We start from the raw sequence: 19052 nt of genomic DNA, 5'->3' as shown, positions 1-19052 counted from the left end.
AAAAAGAACAACCCATCGATCAACAGGCAAAAAAAAGCCCCGGTTAATCGCCGGGGCTGATGCGTTTGAGACGGTTTAGTTCAGCACGAACTTCTCGATCGCGTAAGCTACGCCATCTTCGAGGTTAGATTTGGTGACGAAGTTGGCCACTTCTTTCACCGACGGGATCGCGTTTTCCATTGCCACGCCCATACCCGCGTATTCGATCATCGCGATGTCATTTTCCTGATCGCCCAGGGTCATGATCTCTTCCGGCTTGATGCCCAGCGTATCGGCCAGCGATTTCACGCCGGTGCCTTTATTGACGCGTTTATCAAGGATTTCGAGGAAGTACGGCGCGCTTTTCAGCACGGTGTATTTCTCTTTCACTTCCGCCGGGATGCGGGCGATAGCCTGATCCAGAATCGCAGGCTCATCAATCATCATCACCTTCAGGAACTGCGTGGCCGGGTCCATATTTTCCGGCTCGCAGAATACCAGCGGAATGGTCGCCACGAAGGATTCATGTACGGTGTAGTAGCTGATGTCGCGGTTCGCGGTGTACAGCGTGTTGCGATCGAGCGCGTGGAAGTGAGAACCCACTTCGCGGGACAGTTTTTCCAGGTACAGGTAATCGTCATAGCTCAACGCCGTTTGCGCGACCGTGCTGCCATCGCTGGCGTTCTGCACCAGCGCACCGTTGTAGGTGATACAGTAATCGCCCGGTTGTTCCATGTGCAGCTCTTTCAGATAGCTGTGAACACCGGCATACGGACGCCCCGTAGTCAGCACCACGTTCACGCCTTTCGCACGAGCGGCGGCAATCGCATTTTTAACGGCAGGAGAGATAGTGTGGTCAGGCAGCAGCAGCGTGCCGTCCATATCGATTGCAATGAGTTTGATGGCCATGAGATCCCCGATTTAAATGAGTCTGTCCTCATGCTAACGCGATTCCGCACAGAAAACAGTAAAAGAGTCGTCGAGAAAGGGGGATGGGATTTAAAGAGGAGATTCCTCTTTTGCAGGCAAAGAAAAGCCCGGTGAGGCTACGCCTACCGGGCTTACAGAATCGACGGCCTGAATTAAATGTCGATATTCGCGGCTTTCAATGCGTTCTCTTCGATGAAAGCGCGGCGCGGTTCAACGGCGTCGCCCATCAGGGTAGTGAACAGCTGGTCAGCGGCGATCGCATCTTTCACGGTCACGCGCAGCATGCGGCGGCTTTCCGGGTCCATGGTGGTTTCCCACAGCTGATCCGGGTTCATTTCGCCCAGACCTTTATAACGCTGAATGGAGAGACCACGACGAGACTCTTTCACCAGCCACTCCAGCGCCTGCTCGAAGCTGGCAACCGGCTGACGGCGTTCGCCACGTTCGATAAACGCGTCTTCTTCGATCAGACCACGCAGTTTTTCGCCCAGCGTGCAGAGACGGCGGTATTCGCCACCGGTCACAAACTCGTGATCCAGCGGATAGTCGGTGTCTACGCCGTGTGTACGTACGCGGATGATTGGCTCGAACAGGTGCTGTTCAGCGTTCTCGCGAACGTCAAACTGCCACATGCTGCCGTGCTGCTCGCTTTCGTTCAGCTCAGTCACCAGGGCGTTCACCCAGCGCGTCACTTTCTGCTCGTCGCTGAGATCGGCTTCAGCCAGCGTCGGCTGATAAACAAGCTCTTTCAGCAGCGTGCGCGGGAAGCGACGCTCCATACGACCAATCATTTTCTGCGTCGCATTGTACTCAGAGACCAGTTTCTCCAGTGGCTCACCCGCCAGCGCCGGAGCGTGGGCATTCGCATGCAGGGTAGCGCCATCCAGAGCGATAGAGATCTGATACTGATCCATCGCTTCGTCGTCTTTAATGTACTGTTCCTGCTTGCCTTTCTTCACTTTGTACAGCGGTGGCTGTGCAATGTAGATGTGGCCGCGTTCAACGATTTCTGGCATCTGACGGTAGAAGAAGGTCAGCAGCAGCGTACGGATGTGTGAACCATCGACGTCCGCATCGGTCATGATGATGATGCTGTGATAGCGCAGTTTGTCCGGGTTGTACTCGTCGCGACCGATGCCGCAGCCGAGAGCGGTGATCAGCGTCGCCACTTCCTGAGAGGAGAGCATTTTGTCAAAGCGCGCCTTCTCAACGTTCAGGATTTTACCTTTCAGCGGCAGAATCGCTTGGTTCTTACGGTTACGGCCCTGCTTCGCAGAACCGCCCGCGGAGTCCCCTTCCACCAGGTACAGTTCGGAGCGAGCCGGATCGCGTTCCTGGCAGTCCGCCAGTTTGCCCGGCAGACCGGCCAGATCCAGCGCACCTTTACGACGGGTCATTTCACGGGCTTTACGCGCCGCTTCACGGGCACGCGCCGCATCAATGATTTTGCCGACAACGATTTTCGCGTCAGACGGGTTTTCCAGCAGGTATTCGCTCAGCAGCTCGTTCATCTGCTGTTCAACCGCAGATTTCACCTCGGAAGAGACCAGTTTGTCTTTGGTCTGAGACGAGAATTTCGGATCTGGCACTTTCACGGAAACCACAGCAATCAGGCCTTCACGGGCATCGTCACCGGTGGCACTGACTTTCGCTTTTTTGCTGTAGCCTTCTTTATCCATGTAGGCGTTCAGGGTACGGGTCATGGCGGTACGGAAGCCGACCAGGTGCGTACCACCGTCGCGCTGTGGAATGTTGTTGGTGAAGCAGTAGATGTTTTCCTGGAAACCGTCGTTCCACTGCAGCGCCACTTCCACGCCGATGCCGTCTTTTTCGGTAGAGAAGTAGAAGATATTTGGGTGGATCGGCGTTTTGTTCTTGTTGAGGTACTCAACAAACGCCTTAATGCCGCCTTCGTAGTGGAAATGATCTTCTTTACCGTCGCGCTTATCGCGCAGGCGGATGGACACGCCGGAGTTCAGGAACGACAGCTCGCGCAGACGTTTTGCCAGAATGTCGTATTCGAAGTCAGTCACATTAGAGAAGGTTTCGTGGCTCGGCCAGAAACGCACGGTGGTCCCGGTCTTTTCCGTTTCGCCAGTGACCGCCAGCGGTGCCTGTGGCACGCCGTGGGTATACACCTGGTGATGGATTTTACCTTCGCGGTAGATAACCAGCTCCAGCTTCTGCGACAGGGCGTTAACAACGGAAACGCCCACGCCGTGCAGGCCGCCGGACACTTTATAGGAGTTGTCATCGAATTTACCGCCTGCGTGCAGGACGGTCATGATCACTTCCGCAGCGGATACGCCCTCTTCCGGGTGAATGCCGGTCGGAATACCACGGCCATCATCCTGTACGGAAACGGAGTTATCGCCGTGGATGGTGACGATAATATCTTTACAGTGACCCGCGAGCGCTTCGTCGATAGCGTTATCCACAACCTCGAATACCATGTGGTGCAGACCGGTGCCGTCATCGGTATCGCCGATATACATACCTGGGCGCTTACGCACCGCATCCAGTCCTTTCAGGACTTTGATACTGGAGGAGTCATAAGAATTCGACATCAACGTTTCTCGCTCATTTAATCTTGGGTTAATCCGTTATTTTACCCTTTTCCACGGTGAACATCTTCGAATTTTTGTCCGACATGTCCATAACGTGTTCAGCGCTAATGGCGCTGACGAAAACCTGCGACTGCGTGGCTTTTAAGCGGCTGGCAAGCAGCCCGCGCCGTGCATCGTCGAGTTCCGAGGCAAAATCATCTATTAGATACAGGCAACGTCGCCCACTCTCGCGAGTTAAAAACTCACCCTGCGCCAGGCGCAGTGCGCACATCAAAAGCTTGAGTTGCCCGCGCGACAGCGTGTCTTCCACCGGCGCACCGTCGGCGCGAATGCGGAAATCCGCTTTGTGCGGGCCGTGTGCGGTGTAGGTCAGCATACGGTCACGCTCGAAGCCTTTCTCCAGTACCTCGGCATAATCCGTCTCTTTCTCCCAGCCACGCTGGAAGGAGAAGGTCAGAGAAAACTCGGGCAAAAACTGTTTACAGGTATCAGCCATATCTTCGGCGATACCTGCGCTGTATTCGGCACGCCAGCGGCTGATTTGTTCCGCAAGCGGAACCAATTCCATATCCCACGGGCGCAACTGGGCATAGCGGGTCACCTGACGCAGCGCGGCATTGCGCTGTTTAAGCAGCCGTTTCAGGTTGCTCCAGGCAGTAAAGAAACCCGCTTCGTTGTGAAAGCATCCCCAGTCGAGGAAGGCTCTTCGGTATTTGGGGCCGCCATTGAGTAATGTAAACCCCTCAGGCGTAATCAGCTGCATGGGCATCAGCAGCGCCAGTTCAGCCACTTTATGGCCGTCGGTGCCGTCGATACGCACTTTGCTGTCGCCCAGCTTGTCTTTCGTCAGGCCAATCGAGGTTTCACGCTCGCTGCCCTGAAGTCGTCCGTGCAGCACGAATGCGTCCTGCTCGTGACGAATAACGCGACCAATCTGCAGGCTGCGAAACGCACGACCATGGCCAAGCGTGTAGATGGCTTCCAGCACGCTGGTTTTGCCGCTACCGTTCGCGCCAACCAGGAAATTAAAGCCGGGGGATAAAGCGAGATCCGCGCTTTCGATGTTGCGAAAGTCGCGGATCAGCAAGCGGGTGAGCGACATTACAGTCTCATTGGCATGACAACATAAGCCGCGCTTTGGCTGGCAGCATCTTCAATCTGTACGCTTGAAACCGAATCGGTCAGCAGAATGCGCACGTTTTCGCATTTCAGTGCATTGAGCACATCCAGCACGTAGCTGACGTTAAAGCCGATTTCCATTTCGGTACCGGCGTAGGTGACGTCCAGAATCTCTTCTGCCTCTTCCTGCTCCGGGTTGTTGGCGGTGATTTTGATCTGGTTTTCACTCACATACAGGCGCACGCCGCGGAATTTCTCGTTAGAGAGGATCGCCGCACGGGCAAAAGCCTGTTTGAGGATATCGCAGCCCGCTTCCAGCGTTTTGTCAGGATTTTTCGGCAATACGCGACGATAATCCGGGAAACGACCGTCAACTAGCTTCGACGTGAAGATAAAATCGCCCACGTGAGCGCGAATATTATTGCTGCCAATCTGCACGCGCAGCGGAGTATCACCGCCGTCGAGCATACGCATCAGCTCAATCACACCTTTACGCGGGACGATCACCGAATGGTTTGGCAGCGTCACGCCAATCGGCATGGAACAGACTGCCAGACGGTGGCCGTCTGTCGCCACGGTACGCAGTTCTTCACCTTCGGTTTCGAACAACATGCCGTTTAAGTAATAGCGAACGTCCTGATGCGCCATCGAGAACTGGGTCGCTTCAATCAGACGTTTCATCGTCGCCTGCGGCAGGGTGAATTCGACTTCACTCTGCCAGTCGTCCAGATTCGGGAAGTCCGCGGCAGGCAGTGTAGAGAGTGAGAAACGGCTGCGGCCAGAGCGAACCAGAATACGGTCGCCTTCGAGCTGGACAGCAATTTCAGCGCCTTCCGGCAGCCCACGGCAGATATCAAAGAACTTACGCGCCGGAACGGTTGTGGCACCCGCATCATGCGGTTGAGAAAGTGTCACGCGCGCGACCATTTCCATTTCGAGGTCTGTGCCGGTCAGCGACAGCGTACCGTCAGCGACCTGAAGCAGCAGGTTTCCAAGAATAGGCAGCGTCGGGCGGCCACCTAATGGGCCACTCACCTGTTGCAGCGGTTTTAATAAATGTTCACGTTCAACGGTAAATTTCATAGCATCACGATGATAATGTTCTGATTAAATTGGAGAAATCTTCTTTTATGTCGTGGCTTTCTTCGCGTAACTGCTCGATCTTGCGACAAGCGTGCAGCACGGTCGTATGGTCACGGCCACCAAACGCATCGCCGATTTCCGGCAGACTGTGGTTGGTTAATTCCTTCGCCAGCGCCATCGCCATCTGACGCGGTCTCGCCACCGAGCGGGAACGACGTTTAGACAACAAATCTGCCACTTTGATTTTGTAGTACTCAGCCACTGTCTTCTGAATATTGTCGATAGTGACCAGTTTTTCCTGTAACGCCAGCAGATCGCGCAGCGCTTCACGCACAAAATCGATGGTAATCGCCCGGCCAGTAAAGTTGGCGTTGGCGATCACGCGGTTCAGTGCGCCTTCGAGTTCACGCACGTTTGAGCGCAGACGCTTCGCAATAAAGAACGCCACTTCACCCGGCAGGCGAATGTCGTTTTCATCGGCTTTTTTCATCAGGATCGCGACGCGGGTTTCCAGCTCCGGTGGTTCGATCGCCACGGTCAGGCCCCAGCCGAAGCGGGATTTCAGACGATCCTCAACTCCATTGATCTCTTTCGGGTAACGATCCGAGGTCAAAATGATCTGTTGATTACCTTCCAGCAGGGCGTTGAAGGTGTGGAAAAACTCTTCCTGGGATCGTTCTTTATTCGCAAAGAACTGAATGTCATCGATCAGCAGCGCATCAACAGAACGGTAGTAGCGTTTAAACTCTTCGATCGCGTTGTTTTGCAGGGCTTTTACCATGTCCTGAACGAAGCGCTCGGAGTGCATATACACCACTTTCGCATTGGGCTTACGCGCCACAATGCCGTTGCCCACCGCGTGTAACAGGTGAGTTTTACCGAGACCCGTGCCGCCATACAGGAACAGCGGGTTGTAGGCGCCGCCTGGGTTGTCCGCAACCTGACGAGCCGCCGCACGGGCCAGCTGGTTCGATTTACCCTCAACGAAGTTATCGAAGGTGTGCTTCACGTTAACGTTGGAGCGGTAGGTGGGTTCAGCCGGAGCCGGAACGTTGTCCCAGCCAGAACGCGCGGGCTGAATAATGCGCGGTGTCGGGACGTGAATCTGGGCCGGAGCCGCCACGTTTACCGTCTCTCTGACAGTTTGCGTGACCGGTTTAGTACCGACTTCAAAACGCAGCTGCGGGGCATCAGTGCCGCAGAAATCATTGAGCAATCCATTGATATTATTTAGGTATTTATCCCTTACCCAATCGAGCACGAAACGGTTTGGCGCATACAAAGCCAGCGTGTTATCGCTCAGTTCCGCCTGCAACGGGCGGATCCACATACTGAATTCTGTGGCTGGTAACTCATCCTGCAATCGGGCAAGACACTGCTGCCAAAGCGAAAGTGACACGGCGGACTCCACTCGAACAATAAAAGAAAGATACTGAATATTCGTGATTGTTGGCACACGTCGACAAGACCCTGTGCAAAGGGTGACGTGCGAATTGCTATCTGCAATTTTTACCTGACCAGACCCCTTTGGATCCCGATCAGGACCGCGGATCATAGCCTAAACTGAGCCAGAGATCTTCTGTTTCTCACAGATTCTTCCCGATTTATCCACAGGAAGATCCGAAACCGGGTAAGTGTAAACGATCCTGGAGGGAGTGCCCCACGATTTAGCCCGCATATTGGAAAAATTAATGAGCACAGACAATTTTTTGCTTAAAAGATCTAATGATGATCCTGGACGATCCTTGCGCTTTGGTTGGGAGGTCGTATAATCCCCCACCCGGCGCGTGATGCTCGTCCTCCGCGCGGGACGCTGCTCATTTTCCACACGAAATCGTGCGGAAATACGCGGGAAATAAGGAAAGAGAATTGACTCCGGAGTGTACAATTATTACAATCCGGCCTCTTTAATCACCCACGCTGAGGCGTTAGTCGTTCGATAATCGTTCGGGTATACGCGAAAGTCAGTGAATTTATTCAAGTTTAGGTAGAAATCGCCATGAAACGCACTTTTCAACCGTCTGTACTGAAGCGCAACCGTTCTCACGGCTTCCGTGCTCGTATGGCTAATAAAAATGGTCGTCAGGTTCTGGCACGTCGTCGTGCTAAAGGCCGTTCTCGTCTGACCGTTTCTAAGTAATAAAAGCTAACCCCTGGTGGTTAAGCTAGCATTTCCCAGGGAGTTACGTTTGTTAACTCCCACTCATTTCACTTTCGTCTTCCAGCAGCCACAACGGGCTGGCACGCCGCAAATCACCATCCTCGGCCGCCAAAATTCGCTGGGGCATCCCCGCATCGGTCTAACTGTCGCCAAGAAAAACGTTAAGCGTGCGCATGAACGCAATCGGATTAAACGTCTGACGCGTGAAAGCTTCCGTTTACGTCAACATGAACTGCCTTCAATGGATTTCGTGGTGGTGGCTAAAAAAGGGGTTGCCGACCTCGATAACCGTGCTCTCTCGGAAGCGTTGGAAAAACTATGGCGCCGCCATTGTCGCCTGGCTCAAGGGTCCTGATAGCCTGTATTCGGGTCTATCAGCGCCTGATCAGTCCGCTGCTCGGGCCGCATTGTCGTTTCACTCCAACCTGTTCCAGCTACGGAATTGAGGCATTGCGCAGGTTTGGAGTGATAAAAGGCAGTTGGTTGACGGTGAAACGCGTATTAAAATGCCACCCTTTACACCCTGGTGGTGACGACCCCGTCCCACCCGGACCATTTGATACCAGAGAACACTAACGATGGATTCGCAACGCAATCTTTTAGTCATCGCTTTGTTGTTCGTGTCTTTCATGATCTGGCAGGCATGGGAGCAGGATAAAAATCCTCAACCACAGCCGCAACAGACCACGCAGACAACGACCACCGTAGCGGGTAGCGCCGCCGACCAGGGCGTACCGGCCAGTGGCCAAGGGAAGCAGATTACGGTGAAAACCGATGTGCTTGAGCTGACTATCAACACCCGTGGTGGCGATATTGAGCAGGCACTGCTGCTGACTTACCCGAAAGAGCTGAAGTCAAACGAGCCTTTCCAGCTGCTGGAAACGACGCCTGAGTTCCTGTATCAGGCTCAGAGCGGTCTGACCGGTCGTGATGGCCCGGACAACCCGGCTAATGGCGCTCGTCCGCTGTATAACGTCGACAGTGACACCTTTGTACTGGCTGATGGTCAGAACGAACTCGCGATCCCGATGACTTACACTGACGCCGCGGGCAACACCTTCACCAAAACCTTCACCCTGAAACGCGGTGAGTATGCGGTGAATGTGGGCTATAACGTGCAGAACGCCGGTGAGAAACCACTGGAAGTTTCCACGTTTGGTCAGCTGAAGCAGTCCATCAATCTGCCGTCTCACCGTGACACCGGAAGCAGCAACTTTGCGCTGCATACCTTCCGTGGCGCTGCGTACTCCACGCCAGATACCAAGTACGAGAAATACAAATTCGACACCATCGCCGATAACGAAAACCTGAACGTCAGTGCTAAAGGCGGTTGGGTTGCGATGCTGCAACAGTATTTCGCGACAGCGTGGGTGCCAAATAACAACGGTACCAATAACTTCTACACTGCGAATCTGGGCAATGGCATTGCGGCTATCGGCTACAAATCGCAGCCGGTTCTGGTTCAGCCTGGTCAAACAGGTCAACTGGCCAGCACCCTGTGGGTCGGTCCTGAAATTCAGGACAAAATGGCAGCCGTGGCACCACATCTGGATCTGACCGTCGATTATGGTTGGTTGTGGTTCATCTCTCAGCCGCTGTTCAAACTGCTGAAGTGGATCCACAGCTTCCTGGGTAACTGGGGCTTCTCCATCATCGTTATTACCTTCATCGTTCGTGGCATCATGTACCCGCTGACCAAAGCGCAGTACACCTCCATGGCGAAGATGCGTATGCTGCAGCCGAAGATTGCGGCGATGCGTGAACGTCTGGGCGATGATAAACAGCGTCAGAGCCAGGAAATGATGGCCCTGTATAAAGCAGAGAAAGTAAACCCACTGGGTGGTTGCTTCCCGCTGCTGATTCAGATGCCAATCTTCCTTGCGCTGTACTACATGCTGATGGGTTCCGTTGAGCTGCGCCACGCGCCATTTGCTCTGTGGATCCATGACTTGTCTGCACAGGACCCGTACTACATCCTGCCGATCCTGATGGGCGTGACGATGTTCTTCATTCAGAAGATGTCGCCGACCACCGTGACCGACCCGATGCAGCAGAAGATCATGACCTTCATGCCGGTCATCTTCACCGTGTTCTTCCTGTGGTTCCCGTCAGGTCTGGTGCTGTACTATATCGTCAGCAACCTGGTGACCATCATCCAGCAGCAGCTGATCTACCGTGGTCTGGAAAAACGTGGCCTGCATAGCCGCGAAAAGAAAAAATCCTGATTCGGTAAGAGAACGCTAAAATAAGGGCGGTCATTTGACCGCCTTTTTTATTTGTATTTGACGAGACATCCCATGAGCCATAACGACACGATCGTCGCCCAGGCAACCCCACCGGGACGCGGTGGTGTAGGCATTCTGCGTATCTCCGGCCTCAAGGCGCGCGAGGTGGCCGAAGCCGTGCTGGGCAAACTGCCAAAGCCGCGTTACGCCGACTACCTGCCGTTTAAAGATGCAGACGGCACCGCGCTGGATCAGGGCATCGCGCTCTGGTTCCCAGGCCCAAACTCCTTTACCGGTGAAGACGTGCTGGAGCTGCAGGGCCACGGCGGTCCGGTGATCCTCGACCTGCTGTTAAAACGTATTCTGACCTTGCCGGGCCTGCGTATTGCTAAGCCGGGCGAGTTCTCCGAACGTGCGTTCCTCAACGACAAGCTCGACCTGGCGCAGGCCGAAGCCATTGCTGACCTGATCGACGCCAGCTCTGAACAGGCGGCACGTTCCGCCCTGAACTCCCTGCAGGGCGCGTTTTCCGCACGCGTGAACCATCTTGTGGAAGCACTCACTCACCTGCGAATCTACGTGGAAGCTGCCATCGACTTCCCCGATGAAGAGATCGACTTCCTCTCCGATGGTAAAATCGAAGCGCAGCTGAACAGCGTCATGTCCGATCTCGACGCCGTGCGCGCCGAAGCGCGTCAGGGCAGCCTGTTGCGCGAAGGGATGAAAGTGGTTATCGCCGGTCGCCCTAACGCCGGGAAATCGAGCCTGCTGAACGCCCTGGCTGGCCGCGAAGCGGCGATCGTGACGGATATTGCCGGCACGACCCGCGACGTACTGCGCGAACATATTCATATCGACGGTATGCCCCTGCACATTATCGACACCGCCGGTCTGCGCGACGCCAGCGACGAAGTGGAGCGCATCGGCATCGAGCGTGCGTGGCAGGAGATCGAGCAGGCTGACCGCGTGCTGTTTATGGTCGACGGAACCACCACCGACGCCGTTGATCCCGCTGAAATCTGGCCGGACTTTATCGCCCGTCTGCCCGCCAAACTGCCGATTACCGTGGTGCGTAACAAAGCCGATAAAACAGGTGAAACGCTGGGCCTGAGCGATGTGAATGGTCACTCACTAATCCGTCTGTCGGCGCGTACCGGCGAAGGCGTAGATGACCTGCGTAACCATCTCAAACAGAGCATGGGCTTTGATACGAGCATGGAAGGCGGTTTCCTGGCCCGTCGCCGTCACCTGCAGGCGCTGGAACAAGCGGCTAATCATCTCGATCAGGGCAAAGCACAGCTGCTCGGCGCCTGGGCGGGTGAACTGCTGGCGGAAGAGCTGCGGCTGGCGCAGCAGAGCCTGAGTGAAATTACCGGTGAGTTTACTTCCGACGATTTGCTGGGCCGCATTTTCTCAAGCTTCTGTATTGGCAAATAACCTCCCGCCTCAAAGGTGATTTCCTCCTGGGAAATCACCTTTGTCCAAATGGCAACTCGCTTCTTCCCGTTTCTCCCCCTATGCTTCCAGCCTGCCGATCATGGGGGGTTTATGGCGCGTTTTCTGTTTTGTAGTTTTGCACTGGTTCTGCTTTATCCATCGGGCATTGATATGTATCTGGTCGGTCTGCCGCACATCGCGCGGGATCTGGGGGCCAGTGAAGCGCAACTGCACATCGCGTTTTCCGCCTATCTCGCAGGGATGGCGTCGTCGATGGTGTTTGCCGGTAAGATTGCCGACAAAGCCGGGCGCCAGCCGGTGGCGATTACCGGTGCGGTGATTTTCGCCCTGGCTTCGGTACTCTGCTCAATGGCGCAGGACAGCACGCTGTTCCTGACCGGGCGCTTCATTCAGGGCATTGGGGCGGGCGGCTGTTATGTGGTCGCGTTTGCCATTTTGCGCGATACCCTGAGCGCGCAGCGCCGCGCGAAGGTGCTCTCGATGCTTAACGGTATCACCTGCATTATTCCGGTGCTGGCACCGGTGATCGGTTATCTGATTATGCTCAAACTGCCGTGGCAGAGCCTGTTCTGGACGATGGCGGTGATGGGCCTGCTGGTCTTCATCCTTTCTATCACCGTGCTGAAAGAGACGCATCCTGGCTCGCATCACGCGGGGAATGCCGCGACGATTCACCCGGCCGAAAAGCTCCTGAACCGCTTTTTCATCAGCCGTCTGCTGATCACAACCTTAAGCGTCGTGGTTATCCTCACCTATGTAAACGTTTCCCCAGTTTTACTGATGGAAACCATGGGCTTTGATCGCGGGGAATACTCCTCGGTTATGGCCTTAACGGCAATGGTCAGCATGGCGGTTTCGTTCTCGACACCGTTCGCCCTTAACGTCTTCAGCCAGCGCAGCCTGATGCTGACCTCGCAGATCCTGTTCCTGATAGCCGGCGTGGTGCTGGCGACCGCAAGTTCCCACGCCATTATGCTGGCGGGGATAACCCTGATCTGCGCCGGTTTCTCGGTAGGGTTTGGCGTCGCGATGAGCCAGGCGCTGGGGCCGTTCTCCCTGCGCGCCGGTGTCGCCAGCTCTGCGCTCGGTATCGCTCAGGTGTGCGGTTCGTCCCTGTGGATTTGGCTGGCGGCGGTGATAGGTCTTAATGCGCTGAATATGCTGATCGGGATTCTGATTGGCTGTAGCATGGTCTGCATTCTGTTAATCATGGCGATACGGCCCGCAGCGCACTATGAAGAAGCCCATCAGCAGTCTCGATCTTAACCTCCTGCTGTGCCTGCAGCTGTTGCTGCAGGAACGCAGTGTCACGAAAGCAGCAAAACGGATGAACGTCACGCCGTCTGCGGTCAGTAAATCGCTGGCGAAACTGCGCGACTGGTTTGACGATCCGCTGTTTGTGAAAACGCCGCTGGGCCTGCTGCCCACGCCGCTAACGGTGAGTCTTGAGCAAGATCTGACGGACTGGATGCAGATTGGCAATCAGATCCTGGATAAACCCCACCACGATTCCCCCTGCGGGCTGAAATTCGAGCTGGCGGCGGAAACGCCGCTGATGCTGATTCGCTTTAACGCTCTGTTAGAGCAAGTGAATCAGCGTTATCCTCAGGCCACCGTGCGGATGCGGCACTGGGATTACGACTCGCTGGATGCCATCACGCGCGGCGAGGTGGATATTGGCTTTACCGGGCGCGAAACGCATCCACGCTCGCGCGAACTGTTAAAGCTGCTCCCGTGGTTTATCGACCACGAAATCCTCTTCAGCGACCGCCCGTGCGTCTATCTGCGCGAAGACCATCCGGCGCTGCAGGAAGAGTGGAATCTCGACACCTTTTTACGCTACCCCCACATCAGCATCTTCTGGGAGCGTAGCGACACCTGGGCGCTGGACGAAGTGCTGAAAGAGATGGGCCGCGAGCGCAACATCGCCCTGAGCCTGCCGGGCTTTGAGCAGTCGATGTTTATGGCGGCGCAACCCGACCACAACTATATCGCCACCGCGCCGCACTACTGCCATCACTACAATCAGCTCCACCAGCGTAAGCTGGTGAGTCGCCCCATTCCCATCGACGAGGCGCTGGCCGAAAAGCTCAACGTGCCTTTCACCCTGATCTGGCATAAGCGCAACAGTCACAACCCGAAAATCATCTGGCTGAAAGAGACGATCAAAGCGTTGTACTGCGATTCTCTGCGCCAGAGATCCGATTTTTCCCTCTAAAAATGTAAAGTTCGGTCCCCGCGCTTCTCATTAGTGGATTTACCCATTAAAAGAGAGGCTCAGTTAAGCGATAATCATGTAACCGTTTAACCTGTCTCTGACCATTATCATGGAGCGAAAAATGGCAACGCATTTTGCAAGAGGGATCCTGACCGAAGGACGACTGGTGTCTGTCAGACTCTCCTCTTCCTGCCACAACGAGGCGCGCAAGCTTCCGGATCACCGACGCTCGCGCTTTTTGGCCTCCAGGGCGTTACTGTCCGAGCTGCTGTTTATGCTCTACGGCACCAGCGAACTGCCGGAGATGATCACCCAGCCTGAAGGCCGCCCTGTTTTTGCTGATCCGGCGCTACCGCGTTTTTCCATCGCCTACACGGGAAATATTGTTGGCGTGGCCCTTACAACGGAAGGCGATTGCGGACTGGATATGGAACTCCAGCGCGCGACTCGCGGTTTCCACGGCCCTCACGCGCACGACGCCTATCCTTTATCGAGCAATGAAAAGCTGTGGGTGCGTAATCAAAACGACCCCAATGAAGCCAAAGCGCAGCTCATCACCTTGCGTCAGAGTATTCAAAAGCTCTCCGGCTGTGCGGCAGACGACGCCAGCCTTCTCCAGCTGCTCCCCGGTTCAGGACGCCTGCGCGCAACCAAAGCGGCGCGCGTGGAAGCCCTCAGCGACGCCGAAGACGTGCTGATCTGGTCGATTGCTGTCACGCCTGCGATTGAGCGCCTGAAGATCTGGGAATTTGACAGCCGACACGGATGGCATAGCCTTCCTGATGTTCCCGCGCGCGCCAACGAACCCGCCGCGCGCCTGATGAGATTAACCAGTTTACCGGCAGAAAAAGCACTTACCCTTAACTGACCCGCTGATGGGCCATCATGATGAAAAAGGAGTAATCATGTCTGATACGTTGAAAGTTGTTACGTTACTGGGAAGCCTGCGCAAAGGTTCATTTAACGGGATGGTTGCCCGCACGTTGCCTAAGCTGGCACCGGCAGGAATGGAGGTCTCCGCGCTGCCATCGATCGGCGATATTCCTCTGTATGACGCCGATGTTCAGCAGGAAGAAGGGTTCCCGCAAAGCGTTGAAGCGCTGGCCGAGCAAATTCGCCAGGCCGATGGCGTGGTCATTGTGACGCCGGAGTACAACTATTCGGTGCCGGGCGGGTTGAAGAATGCAATCGACTGGCTTTCCCGTTTACCTGAGCAGCCGCTTTCCGGCAAGCCGGTGCTGATCCAGACCAGTTCCATGGGCGCGATTGGCGGCGCACGCTGCCAGTATCATCTGCGTCAGATTCTGGTGTTCCTGGATGCGATGGTGATGAACAAGCCGGAGTTTATGGGCGGCGTGATTCAGAACAAAGTGGATACGCAGACGGGCGAAGTGGTGGATCAGAGCACGCTGGATCATCTGACCGGTCAGTTGACCGCGTTTGGGGAGTATATTCAGCGGGTGAAAGCGTAAGGGAATCAGCCCTTTCCCGGCGGGAAAGGGCTTTTTGTTTATTTCGCGTCAATAAACACAATCTTCAGCACAAACAGCAGCGCCACCACGATCACGCATGGGCTGAGTTCGCGGAAACGACCGGTACCGATTTTCATCACGCAGTAGGAGATGAAGCCCAGAGCGATACCTTCGGTGATGGAGAAGCTAAACGGCATCATCACGGCGGTAATAAACGCCGGAACCGCTTCGGTTAAATCTTCCCACTTCACGCGCGACAGGCTCGACGTCATCAGCACGCCAACGTAAATCAGTGCGCCAGCAGCCGCGTACGGTGGAACCATCCCCGCCAGCGGAGAGAGGAAGATCACCAGCAGGAACAGCAGGCCCACGACGACGGCGGTCAGACCGGTACGGCCACCGACGGAGACGCCGGATGAGGACTCGATGTACGCCGTAACAGAAGAGGTCCCGATGAAAGAACCGGCAACAGACGAAATGCTATCCACATACAGCGCCTGTTTCATGCGCGGGAATTTGCCTTTCTCATCCGCCAGACCCGCTTTATCGGTCACACCGATAAGGGTACCGGAGGAGTCGAACAGGTTCACCAGCATGAAGGAGAAAATCACACCCGCCAGGCCCAGATTAAACGAACCTGCCAGATCGACGTGGCCAATCACCGTTGTCACACTTGGCGGTGCAGAAACGATGCCGTTGTAATGCACGTCACCCAGCATCCAGCCGAACAGGGTGGTCACGATAATAGAGACCAGCACCGCGGCGTGAATATTACGGGATGCCAGAATCGCGATGATGAAGAAGCCCAGCACGCCCAACAGCACGCTGTGTGAGGTCAGGTTACCGATGCTCACCAGGGTTTCCGGGTTAGCAACGATCACACCCGCGTTTTTCAGCCCCATCATGCCGATGAACAGTCCGATACCACTGGTGATGCCGACACGCAGACTCACCGGGATATTGGCAATCATCCAGTAACGTACGCGGAAAATGGTCAGCAGCAGCAAACCTACCGCGCCCCAGAAGATGGCGCCCATACCCACTTGCCACGGCAGTCCCATCGCCTGCACAACCACGAATGCGAAGAAAGCGTTCAGACCCATTGCCGGTGCCAGTGCAACCGGAAGGTTAGCGAACACGCCCATCAGGATGCTGCCGAGTGCAGCGATCAGACAGGTGGTCACGAAGACCGCGCTGGTGTCCATGCCAGCCACGCCCAGAATCTGCGGGTTAACAAAAACGATATAAACCATCGTCAGGAAGGTGGTAAAACCGGCGATCACTTCAGTGCGTGCCGTTGTGCCGTGCTCGCGCAGTTTAAACACGCGCTCAAGCAGACCCTGACCAGATGTCTGGGTAGTGTGTTGTTGGCTCATCATCAGTTTCCGAACAAGGAGGGAAAAATCCGTCGCTATCCTATACCAAAATGCGACAATAGGCGCGTTTGCGAGCGACTTTTTTTCATTGATTTTGCTTATACGGCAACGATTGCGTCCCGCAAATTGCATTACGTAAACGTTAAACTTGTTAAAAGGGAAAGGCATGTCCGGAATTGAAGCGGTATTTTTCGACTGCGACGGTACGCTGGTCGACAGTGAGGTCATTTGTTCCCGTGCGTATGTCAGCATGTTCCAGGAATTCGGCATTACGCTCGATCTTGAAGAGACGTTCAAGCGCTTCAAAGGCGTCAAACTCTACGAGATCATCGACATTATCAACGCTGAGCACGGCGTCAGTCTGGCGAAGGCCGACTTAGAACCCGTTTACCGCGCCGAGGTCGCACGCCTTTTCGACTCCGAACTGGAGGTCATCGCCGGGGCAAACGCCCTGCTGGATTCGATGGCTGTGCCGATGTGCGTGGTGTCCAACGGCCCGGTCAGCAAAATGCAGCACTCCCTCGGCAAGCTTGAAATGTTGCATCACTTCCCGGAAAAACTGTTCAGCGGCTACGATATTCAGCGCTGGAAGCCCGATCCGGCCCTGATGTTCCACGCCGCGAAAGCGATGAACGTGAACGTTGAAAATTGCATTCTGGTGGATGATTCCAGCGCAGGCGCGCAGTCCGGGATTGATGCAGGGATGGAGGTGTTTTACTTCTGTGCCGATCCGCATAACAAACCGATCAGCCACCCAAAAGTGACGACCTTTACCGATCTGGCGCAGTTGCCGGAATTGTGGAAAGCGCGTGGGTGGGATATTACGCGTTAATGAAAAAAGCCGGACAGCGCTCGCGCTTATCCGGCCTACAAATCCGTTGTTTTGCAGGCCCGGTAAGCGTCGCGCCACCGGGCTTTTTACTGCGGATCACTCTTTCGGGTCTTTCCCCGCCAGCAGCTTGTCCAGCTCATCCCCGCCCACGTGACGGAAATCCTGTCCCTTCACGAAGTAGAAGATGTATTCACAAATGTTCTGGCAGCGGTCGCCGATACGCTCGATAGAACGTGCGCAGAACAGGGCGGTCAGGACGCTCGGAATGGTGCGCGGATCTTCCATCATGTAGGTCATCAGCTGACGCACGATGCCTTCATACTCCTGATCGACCTTCTTGTCTTCACGGTAGATACGCACCGCTTCATCGAGATCCATACGCGCGAACGCATCCAGCACGTCATGCAGCATCTGCACCGTATGACGGCCCAACGATTCCAGGCTCACCAGCAGCGGCTGGTGCTGGTGGGAGAACTTTTCAAGCGCGGTGCGGCAGATTTTGTCCGCCACGTCGCCAATGCGTTCCAGCTCGGCGATGGTTTTGATGATCGCCATCACCAGACGCAGGTCGCTCGCCGTCGGCTGACGTTTCGCGATGATACGAACGCAGGCTTCGTCGATCGCCACTTCCATCATGTTGACGTTTTTGTCGCCTTCAACAACGCGCTTTGCCAGCTCGCTGTCCTGGTTGTGCATGGCGGTGATCGCATCAGACAGTTGCTGCTCGACCATACCGCCCATCGTCATCACCTGGGTGCGGATACTTTCCAGCTCTGCGTTGAACTGGCCGGAAATGTGTTTATTTAGATTGAGGTTATCCATGGTTTCTCCACATGCACTAAGGCAAATCAACCGTAGCGGCCAGTAATATAATCTTCGGTTTGTTTCTTCGCGGGCTTGGTGAACAGATCGTCCGTGTTACTGAACTCAATCAACTCGCCCAGATACATAAACGCCGTATGGTCGGAACAACGCGCAGCCTGCTGCATGTTGTGGGTCACAATCACCACGGTGTAATCCTGTTTCAGCTCGGTGATCAGCTCTTCAATACGACCGGTGGAGATCGGGTCCAGGGCTGAGCACGGCTCATCCAGCAGCAACACTTCCGGGCGAATGGCAATACCGCGCGCAATGCACAGACGCTGCTGCTGACCACCGGAGAGAGAGTATCCGCTCTGGTGCAGTTTATCTTTGGTTTCGTTCCATAATGCGGCTTTGGTCAAGGCCCACTGCACGCGCTCGTCCATATCGGCACGGGAGAGTTTTTCGAACAAACGCACGCCAAACGCGATGTTGTCGTAGATCGACATCGGGAACGGCGTCGGTTTCTGGAACACCATCCCCACTTTGGCACGCAGCAGGGCGATATCCTGGGTATTGGTCAGAATGTTGTCGCCATCCAGCAGAATTTCGCCTTCCGCGCGCTGCTCCGGATACAGCTCAAACATCTTGTTAAAGGTGCGCAGCAGCGTGGATTTGCCACAACCTGATGGACCGATAAATGCCGTGACCTGGTTCTTGGCGATATCCAGGTTGATGTTTTTCAGGGCATGGAATTTACCGTAGTAGAAGTTCAAATCACGAACCTTGATCTTACCCGGTGCAGTATCAACCATACTCATTGACTCATTT

Annotated in this window: 19 protein-coding genes; 11 read left to right on the top strand and 8 right to left on the bottom strand. The window is 55.2% G+C overall.

Going from position 1 to position 19052, the window contains the following annotated elements:
* Positions 1–75: 75 nt before the first annotated feature.
* The 5 genes from yidA to dnaA all read right to left on the bottom strand — a co-directional run bounded on the left by yidA (position 76) and on the right by dnaA (position 7077).
* Positions 76–888, bottom strand: coding sequence for a sugar-phosphatase (gene yidA, locus ABIE11_RS16175; RefSeq protein WP_100778276.1), 813 nt, complete (start codon positions 886–888; stop codon positions 76–78).
* Between the two features lie 173 nt (positions 889–1061).
* Positions 1062–3476: a DNA topoisomerase (ATP-hydrolyzing) subunit B gene (gene gyrB, locus ABIE11_RS16170; protein WP_100778277.1), complete on the bottom strand. Its 2415-nt coding sequence runs from the start codon at positions 3474–3476 to the stop codon at positions 1062–1064.
* Positions 3477–3504: 28 nt separating this feature from the next.
* The gene (recF, locus tag ABIE11_RS16165) at positions 3505–4578 is read right to left on the bottom strand and encodes a DNA replication/repair protein RecF (protein ID WP_100778278.1); all 1074 of its coding nucleotides are present in this window, start codon (positions 4576–4578) and stop codon (positions 3505–3507) included.
* Positions 4578–5678, bottom strand: a complete 1101-nt coding sequence (gene dnaN, locus ABIE11_RS16160; protein ID WP_100778279.1) for a DNA polymerase III subunit beta — start codon at positions 5676–5678, stop codon at positions 4578–4580. The genes recF and dnaN overlap by 1 nt, the downstream gene beginning before the upstream one ends.
* A gap of 4 nt (positions 5679–5682) precedes the next feature.
* Positions 5683–7077, bottom strand: a complete 1395-nt coding sequence (dnaA, locus tag ABIE11_RS16155) for a chromosomal replication initiator protein DnaA (RefSeq protein ID WP_100778280.1) — start codon at positions 7075–7077, stop codon at positions 5683–5685.
* 292 nt (positions 7078–7369) lie between these two features.
* On the opposite strand from dnaA, the gene ABIE11_RS16150 reads away from it, so the two are divergent.
* The 10 genes from ABIE11_RS16150 (at position 7370) to ABIE11_RS16105 (ending at position 15212) form a co-directional block, all read left to right on the top strand.
* Positions 7370–7450 carry a hypothetical protein gene (locus ABIE11_RS16150; protein WP_420171573.1) on the top strand — a complete coding sequence of 27 codons (81 nt, stop codon included), beginning with the start codon at positions 7370–7372 and terminating at the stop codon, positions 7448–7450.
* A 227-nt stretch (positions 7451–7677) separates the two neighbouring features.
* Positions 7678–7818 (top strand): 50S ribosomal protein L34, encoded by a 141-nt coding sequence (gene rpmH, locus ABIE11_RS16145; protein WP_003023858.1) that lies wholly within the window; start codon positions 7678–7680, stop codon positions 7816–7818.
* Between the two features lie 16 nt (positions 7819–7834).
* Positions 7835–8194 carry a ribonuclease P protein component gene (gene rnpA / locus ABIE11_RS16140; protein WP_095284128.1) on the top strand — a complete coding sequence of 120 codons (360 nt, stop codon included), beginning with the start codon at positions 7835–7837 and terminating at the stop codon, positions 8192–8194.
* Complete coding sequence (yidD, locus tag ABIE11_RS16135) at positions 8158–8415, top strand: membrane protein insertion efficiency factor YidD (RefSeq protein WP_100778281.1); 258 nt, start codon at positions 8158–8160, stop codon at positions 8413–8415. Before rnpA ends, yidD begins: the two co-directional genes overlap by 37 nt.
* A gap of 2 nt (positions 8416–8417) precedes the next feature.
* A complete protein-coding gene (yidC, locus tag ABIE11_RS16130) occupies positions 8418–10064 on the top strand; it encodes a membrane protein insertase YidC (RefSeq protein ID WP_102105120.1) in 1647 nt (548 codons plus the stop codon).
* A 72-nt stretch (positions 10065–10136) separates the two neighbouring features.
* The gene (gene mnmE / locus ABIE11_RS16125) at positions 10137–11501 is read left to right on the top strand and encodes a tRNA uridine-5-carboxymethylaminomethyl(34) synthesis GTPase MnmE (RefSeq protein ID WP_095284122.1); all 1365 of its coding nucleotides are present in this window, start codon (positions 10137–10139) and stop codon (positions 11499–11501) included.
* A 111-nt stretch (positions 11502–11612) separates the two neighbouring features.
* A complete protein-coding gene (locus ABIE11_RS16120) occupies positions 11613–12788 on the top strand; it encodes an MFS transporter (protein WP_102105122.1) in 1176 nt (391 codons plus the stop codon).
* Positions 12757–13740, top strand: a complete 984-nt coding sequence (yidZ, locus tag ABIE11_RS16115; RefSeq protein ID WP_319424280.1) for an HTH-type transcriptional regulator YidZ — start codon at positions 12757–12759, stop codon at positions 13738–13740. The genes ABIE11_RS16120 and yidZ overlap by 32 nt, the downstream gene beginning before the upstream one ends.
* Before the next feature lie 121 nt (positions 13741–13861).
* Entirely contained in the window at positions 13862–14608 is a 747-nt protein-coding gene (locus tag ABIE11_RS16110) for a 4'-phosphopantetheinyl transferase family protein (protein WP_100778285.1), read from the top strand.
* Positions 14609–14645: 37 nt separating this feature from the next.
* Complete coding sequence (locus ABIE11_RS16105; RefSeq protein WP_102105123.1) at positions 14646–15212, top strand: NADPH-dependent FMN reductase; 567 nt, start codon at positions 14646–14648, stop codon at positions 15210–15212.
* A 38-nt stretch (positions 15213–15250) separates the two neighbouring features.
* Here ABIE11_RS16105 and adeP read toward each other — a convergent pair whose 3' ends face one another.
* Positions 15251–16588 (bottom strand): adenine permease AdeP, encoded by a 1338-nt coding sequence (gene adeP / locus ABIE11_RS16100; protein ID WP_142503673.1) that lies wholly within the window; start codon positions 16586–16588, stop codon positions 15251–15253.
* A gap of 166 nt (positions 16589–16754) precedes the next feature.
* Here adeP and yieH point away from each other — a divergent pair, with 166 nt between their 5' ends.
* Positions 16755–17420 carry a 6-phosphogluconate phosphatase gene (gene yieH / locus ABIE11_RS16095; RefSeq protein WP_123429750.1) on the top strand — a complete coding sequence of 222 codons (666 nt, stop codon included), beginning with the start codon at positions 16755–16757 and terminating at the stop codon, positions 17418–17420.
* 96 nt (positions 17421–17516) lie between these two features.
* Here the strand turns inward: yieH and phoU are convergent, their stop codons facing one another.
* Complete coding sequence (gene phoU / locus ABIE11_RS16090; protein ID WP_095284109.1) at positions 17517–18242, bottom strand: phosphate signaling complex protein PhoU; 726 nt, start codon at positions 18240–18242, stop codon at positions 17517–17519.
* Between the two features lie 26 nt (positions 18243–18268).
* Positions 18269–19042: a phosphate ABC transporter ATP-binding protein PstB gene (pstB, locus tag ABIE11_RS16085; RefSeq protein ID WP_100778288.1), complete on the bottom strand. Its 774-nt coding sequence runs from the start codon at positions 19040–19042 to the stop codon at positions 18269–18271.
* Positions 19043–19052 lie beyond the last annotated feature (10 nt).

The organism is Lelliottia sp. 489, from assembly GCF_050435885.1.
GTDB lineage: Bacteria > Pseudomonadota > Gammaproteobacteria > Enterobacterales > Enterobacteriaceae > Enterobacter > Enterobacter nimipressuralis.
This window is presented reverse-complemented; position numbering and strand designations above follow the sequence as displayed.

Bases quoted from the DNA above. Each gene is read 5' to 3' on its own strand.
- yidA (WP_100778276.1), bottom strand. From the start codon at position 888: ATGGCCATCAAACTCATTGCAATCGATATGGACGGCACGCTGCTGCTG.
- gyrB (WP_100778277.1), bottom strand. From the start codon at position 3,476: ATGTCGAATTCTTATGACTCCTCCAGTATCAAAGTCCTGAAAGGACTG.
- recF (WP_100778278.1), bottom strand. From the start codon at position 4,578: ATGTCGCTCACCCGCTTGCTGATCCGCGACTTTCGCAACATCGAAAGC.
- dnaN (WP_100778279.1), bottom strand. From the start codon at position 5,678: ATGAAATTTACCGTTGAACGTGAACATTTATTAAAACCGCTGCAACAG.
- ABIE11_RS16150 (WP_420171573.1), top strand. From the start codon at position 7,370: ATGAGCACAGACAATTTTTTGCTTAAAAGATCTAATGATGATCCTGGA.
- rpmH (WP_003023858.1), top strand. From the start codon at position 7,678: ATGAAACGCACTTTTCAACCGTCTGTACTGAAGCGCAACCGTTCTCAC.
- yidD (WP_100778281.1), top strand. From the start codon at position 8,158: ATGGCGCCGCCATTGTCGCCTGGCTCAAGGGTCCTGATAGCCTGTATT.
- yidC (WP_102105120.1), top strand. From the start codon at position 8,418: ATGGATTCGCAACGCAATCTTTTAGTCATCGCTTTGTTGTTCGTGTCT.
- mnmE (WP_095284122.1), top strand. From the start codon at position 10,137: ATGAGCCATAACGACACGATCGTCGCCCAGGCAACCCCACCGGGACGC.
- ABIE11_RS16120 (WP_102105122.1), top strand. From the start codon at position 11,613: ATGGCGCGTTTTCTGTTTTGTAGTTTTGCACTGGTTCTGCTTTATCCA.
- yidZ (WP_319424280.1), top strand. From the start codon at position 12,757: ATGAAGAAGCCCATCAGCAGTCTCGATCTTAACCTCCTGCTGTGCCTG.
- ABIE11_RS16110 (WP_100778285.1), top strand. From the start codon at position 13,862: ATGGCAACGCATTTTGCAAGAGGGATCCTGACCGAAGGACGACTGGTG.
- ABIE11_RS16105 (WP_102105123.1), top strand. From the start codon at position 14,646: ATGTCTGATACGTTGAAAGTTGTTACGTTACTGGGAAGCCTGCGCAAA.
- adeP (WP_142503673.1), bottom strand. From the start codon at position 16,588: ATGAGCCAACAACACACTACCCAGACATCTGGTCAGGGTCTGCTTGAG.
- yieH (WP_123429750.1), top strand. From the start codon at position 16,755: ATGTCCGGAATTGAAGCGGTATTTTTCGACTGCGACGGTACGCTGGTC.
- phoU (WP_095284109.1), bottom strand. From the start codon at position 18,242: ATGGATAACCTCAATCTAAATAAACACATTTCCGGCCAGTTCAACGCA.
- pstB (WP_100778288.1), bottom strand. From the start codon at position 19,042: ATGAGTATGGTTGATACTGCACCGGGTAAGATCAAGGTTCGTGATTTG.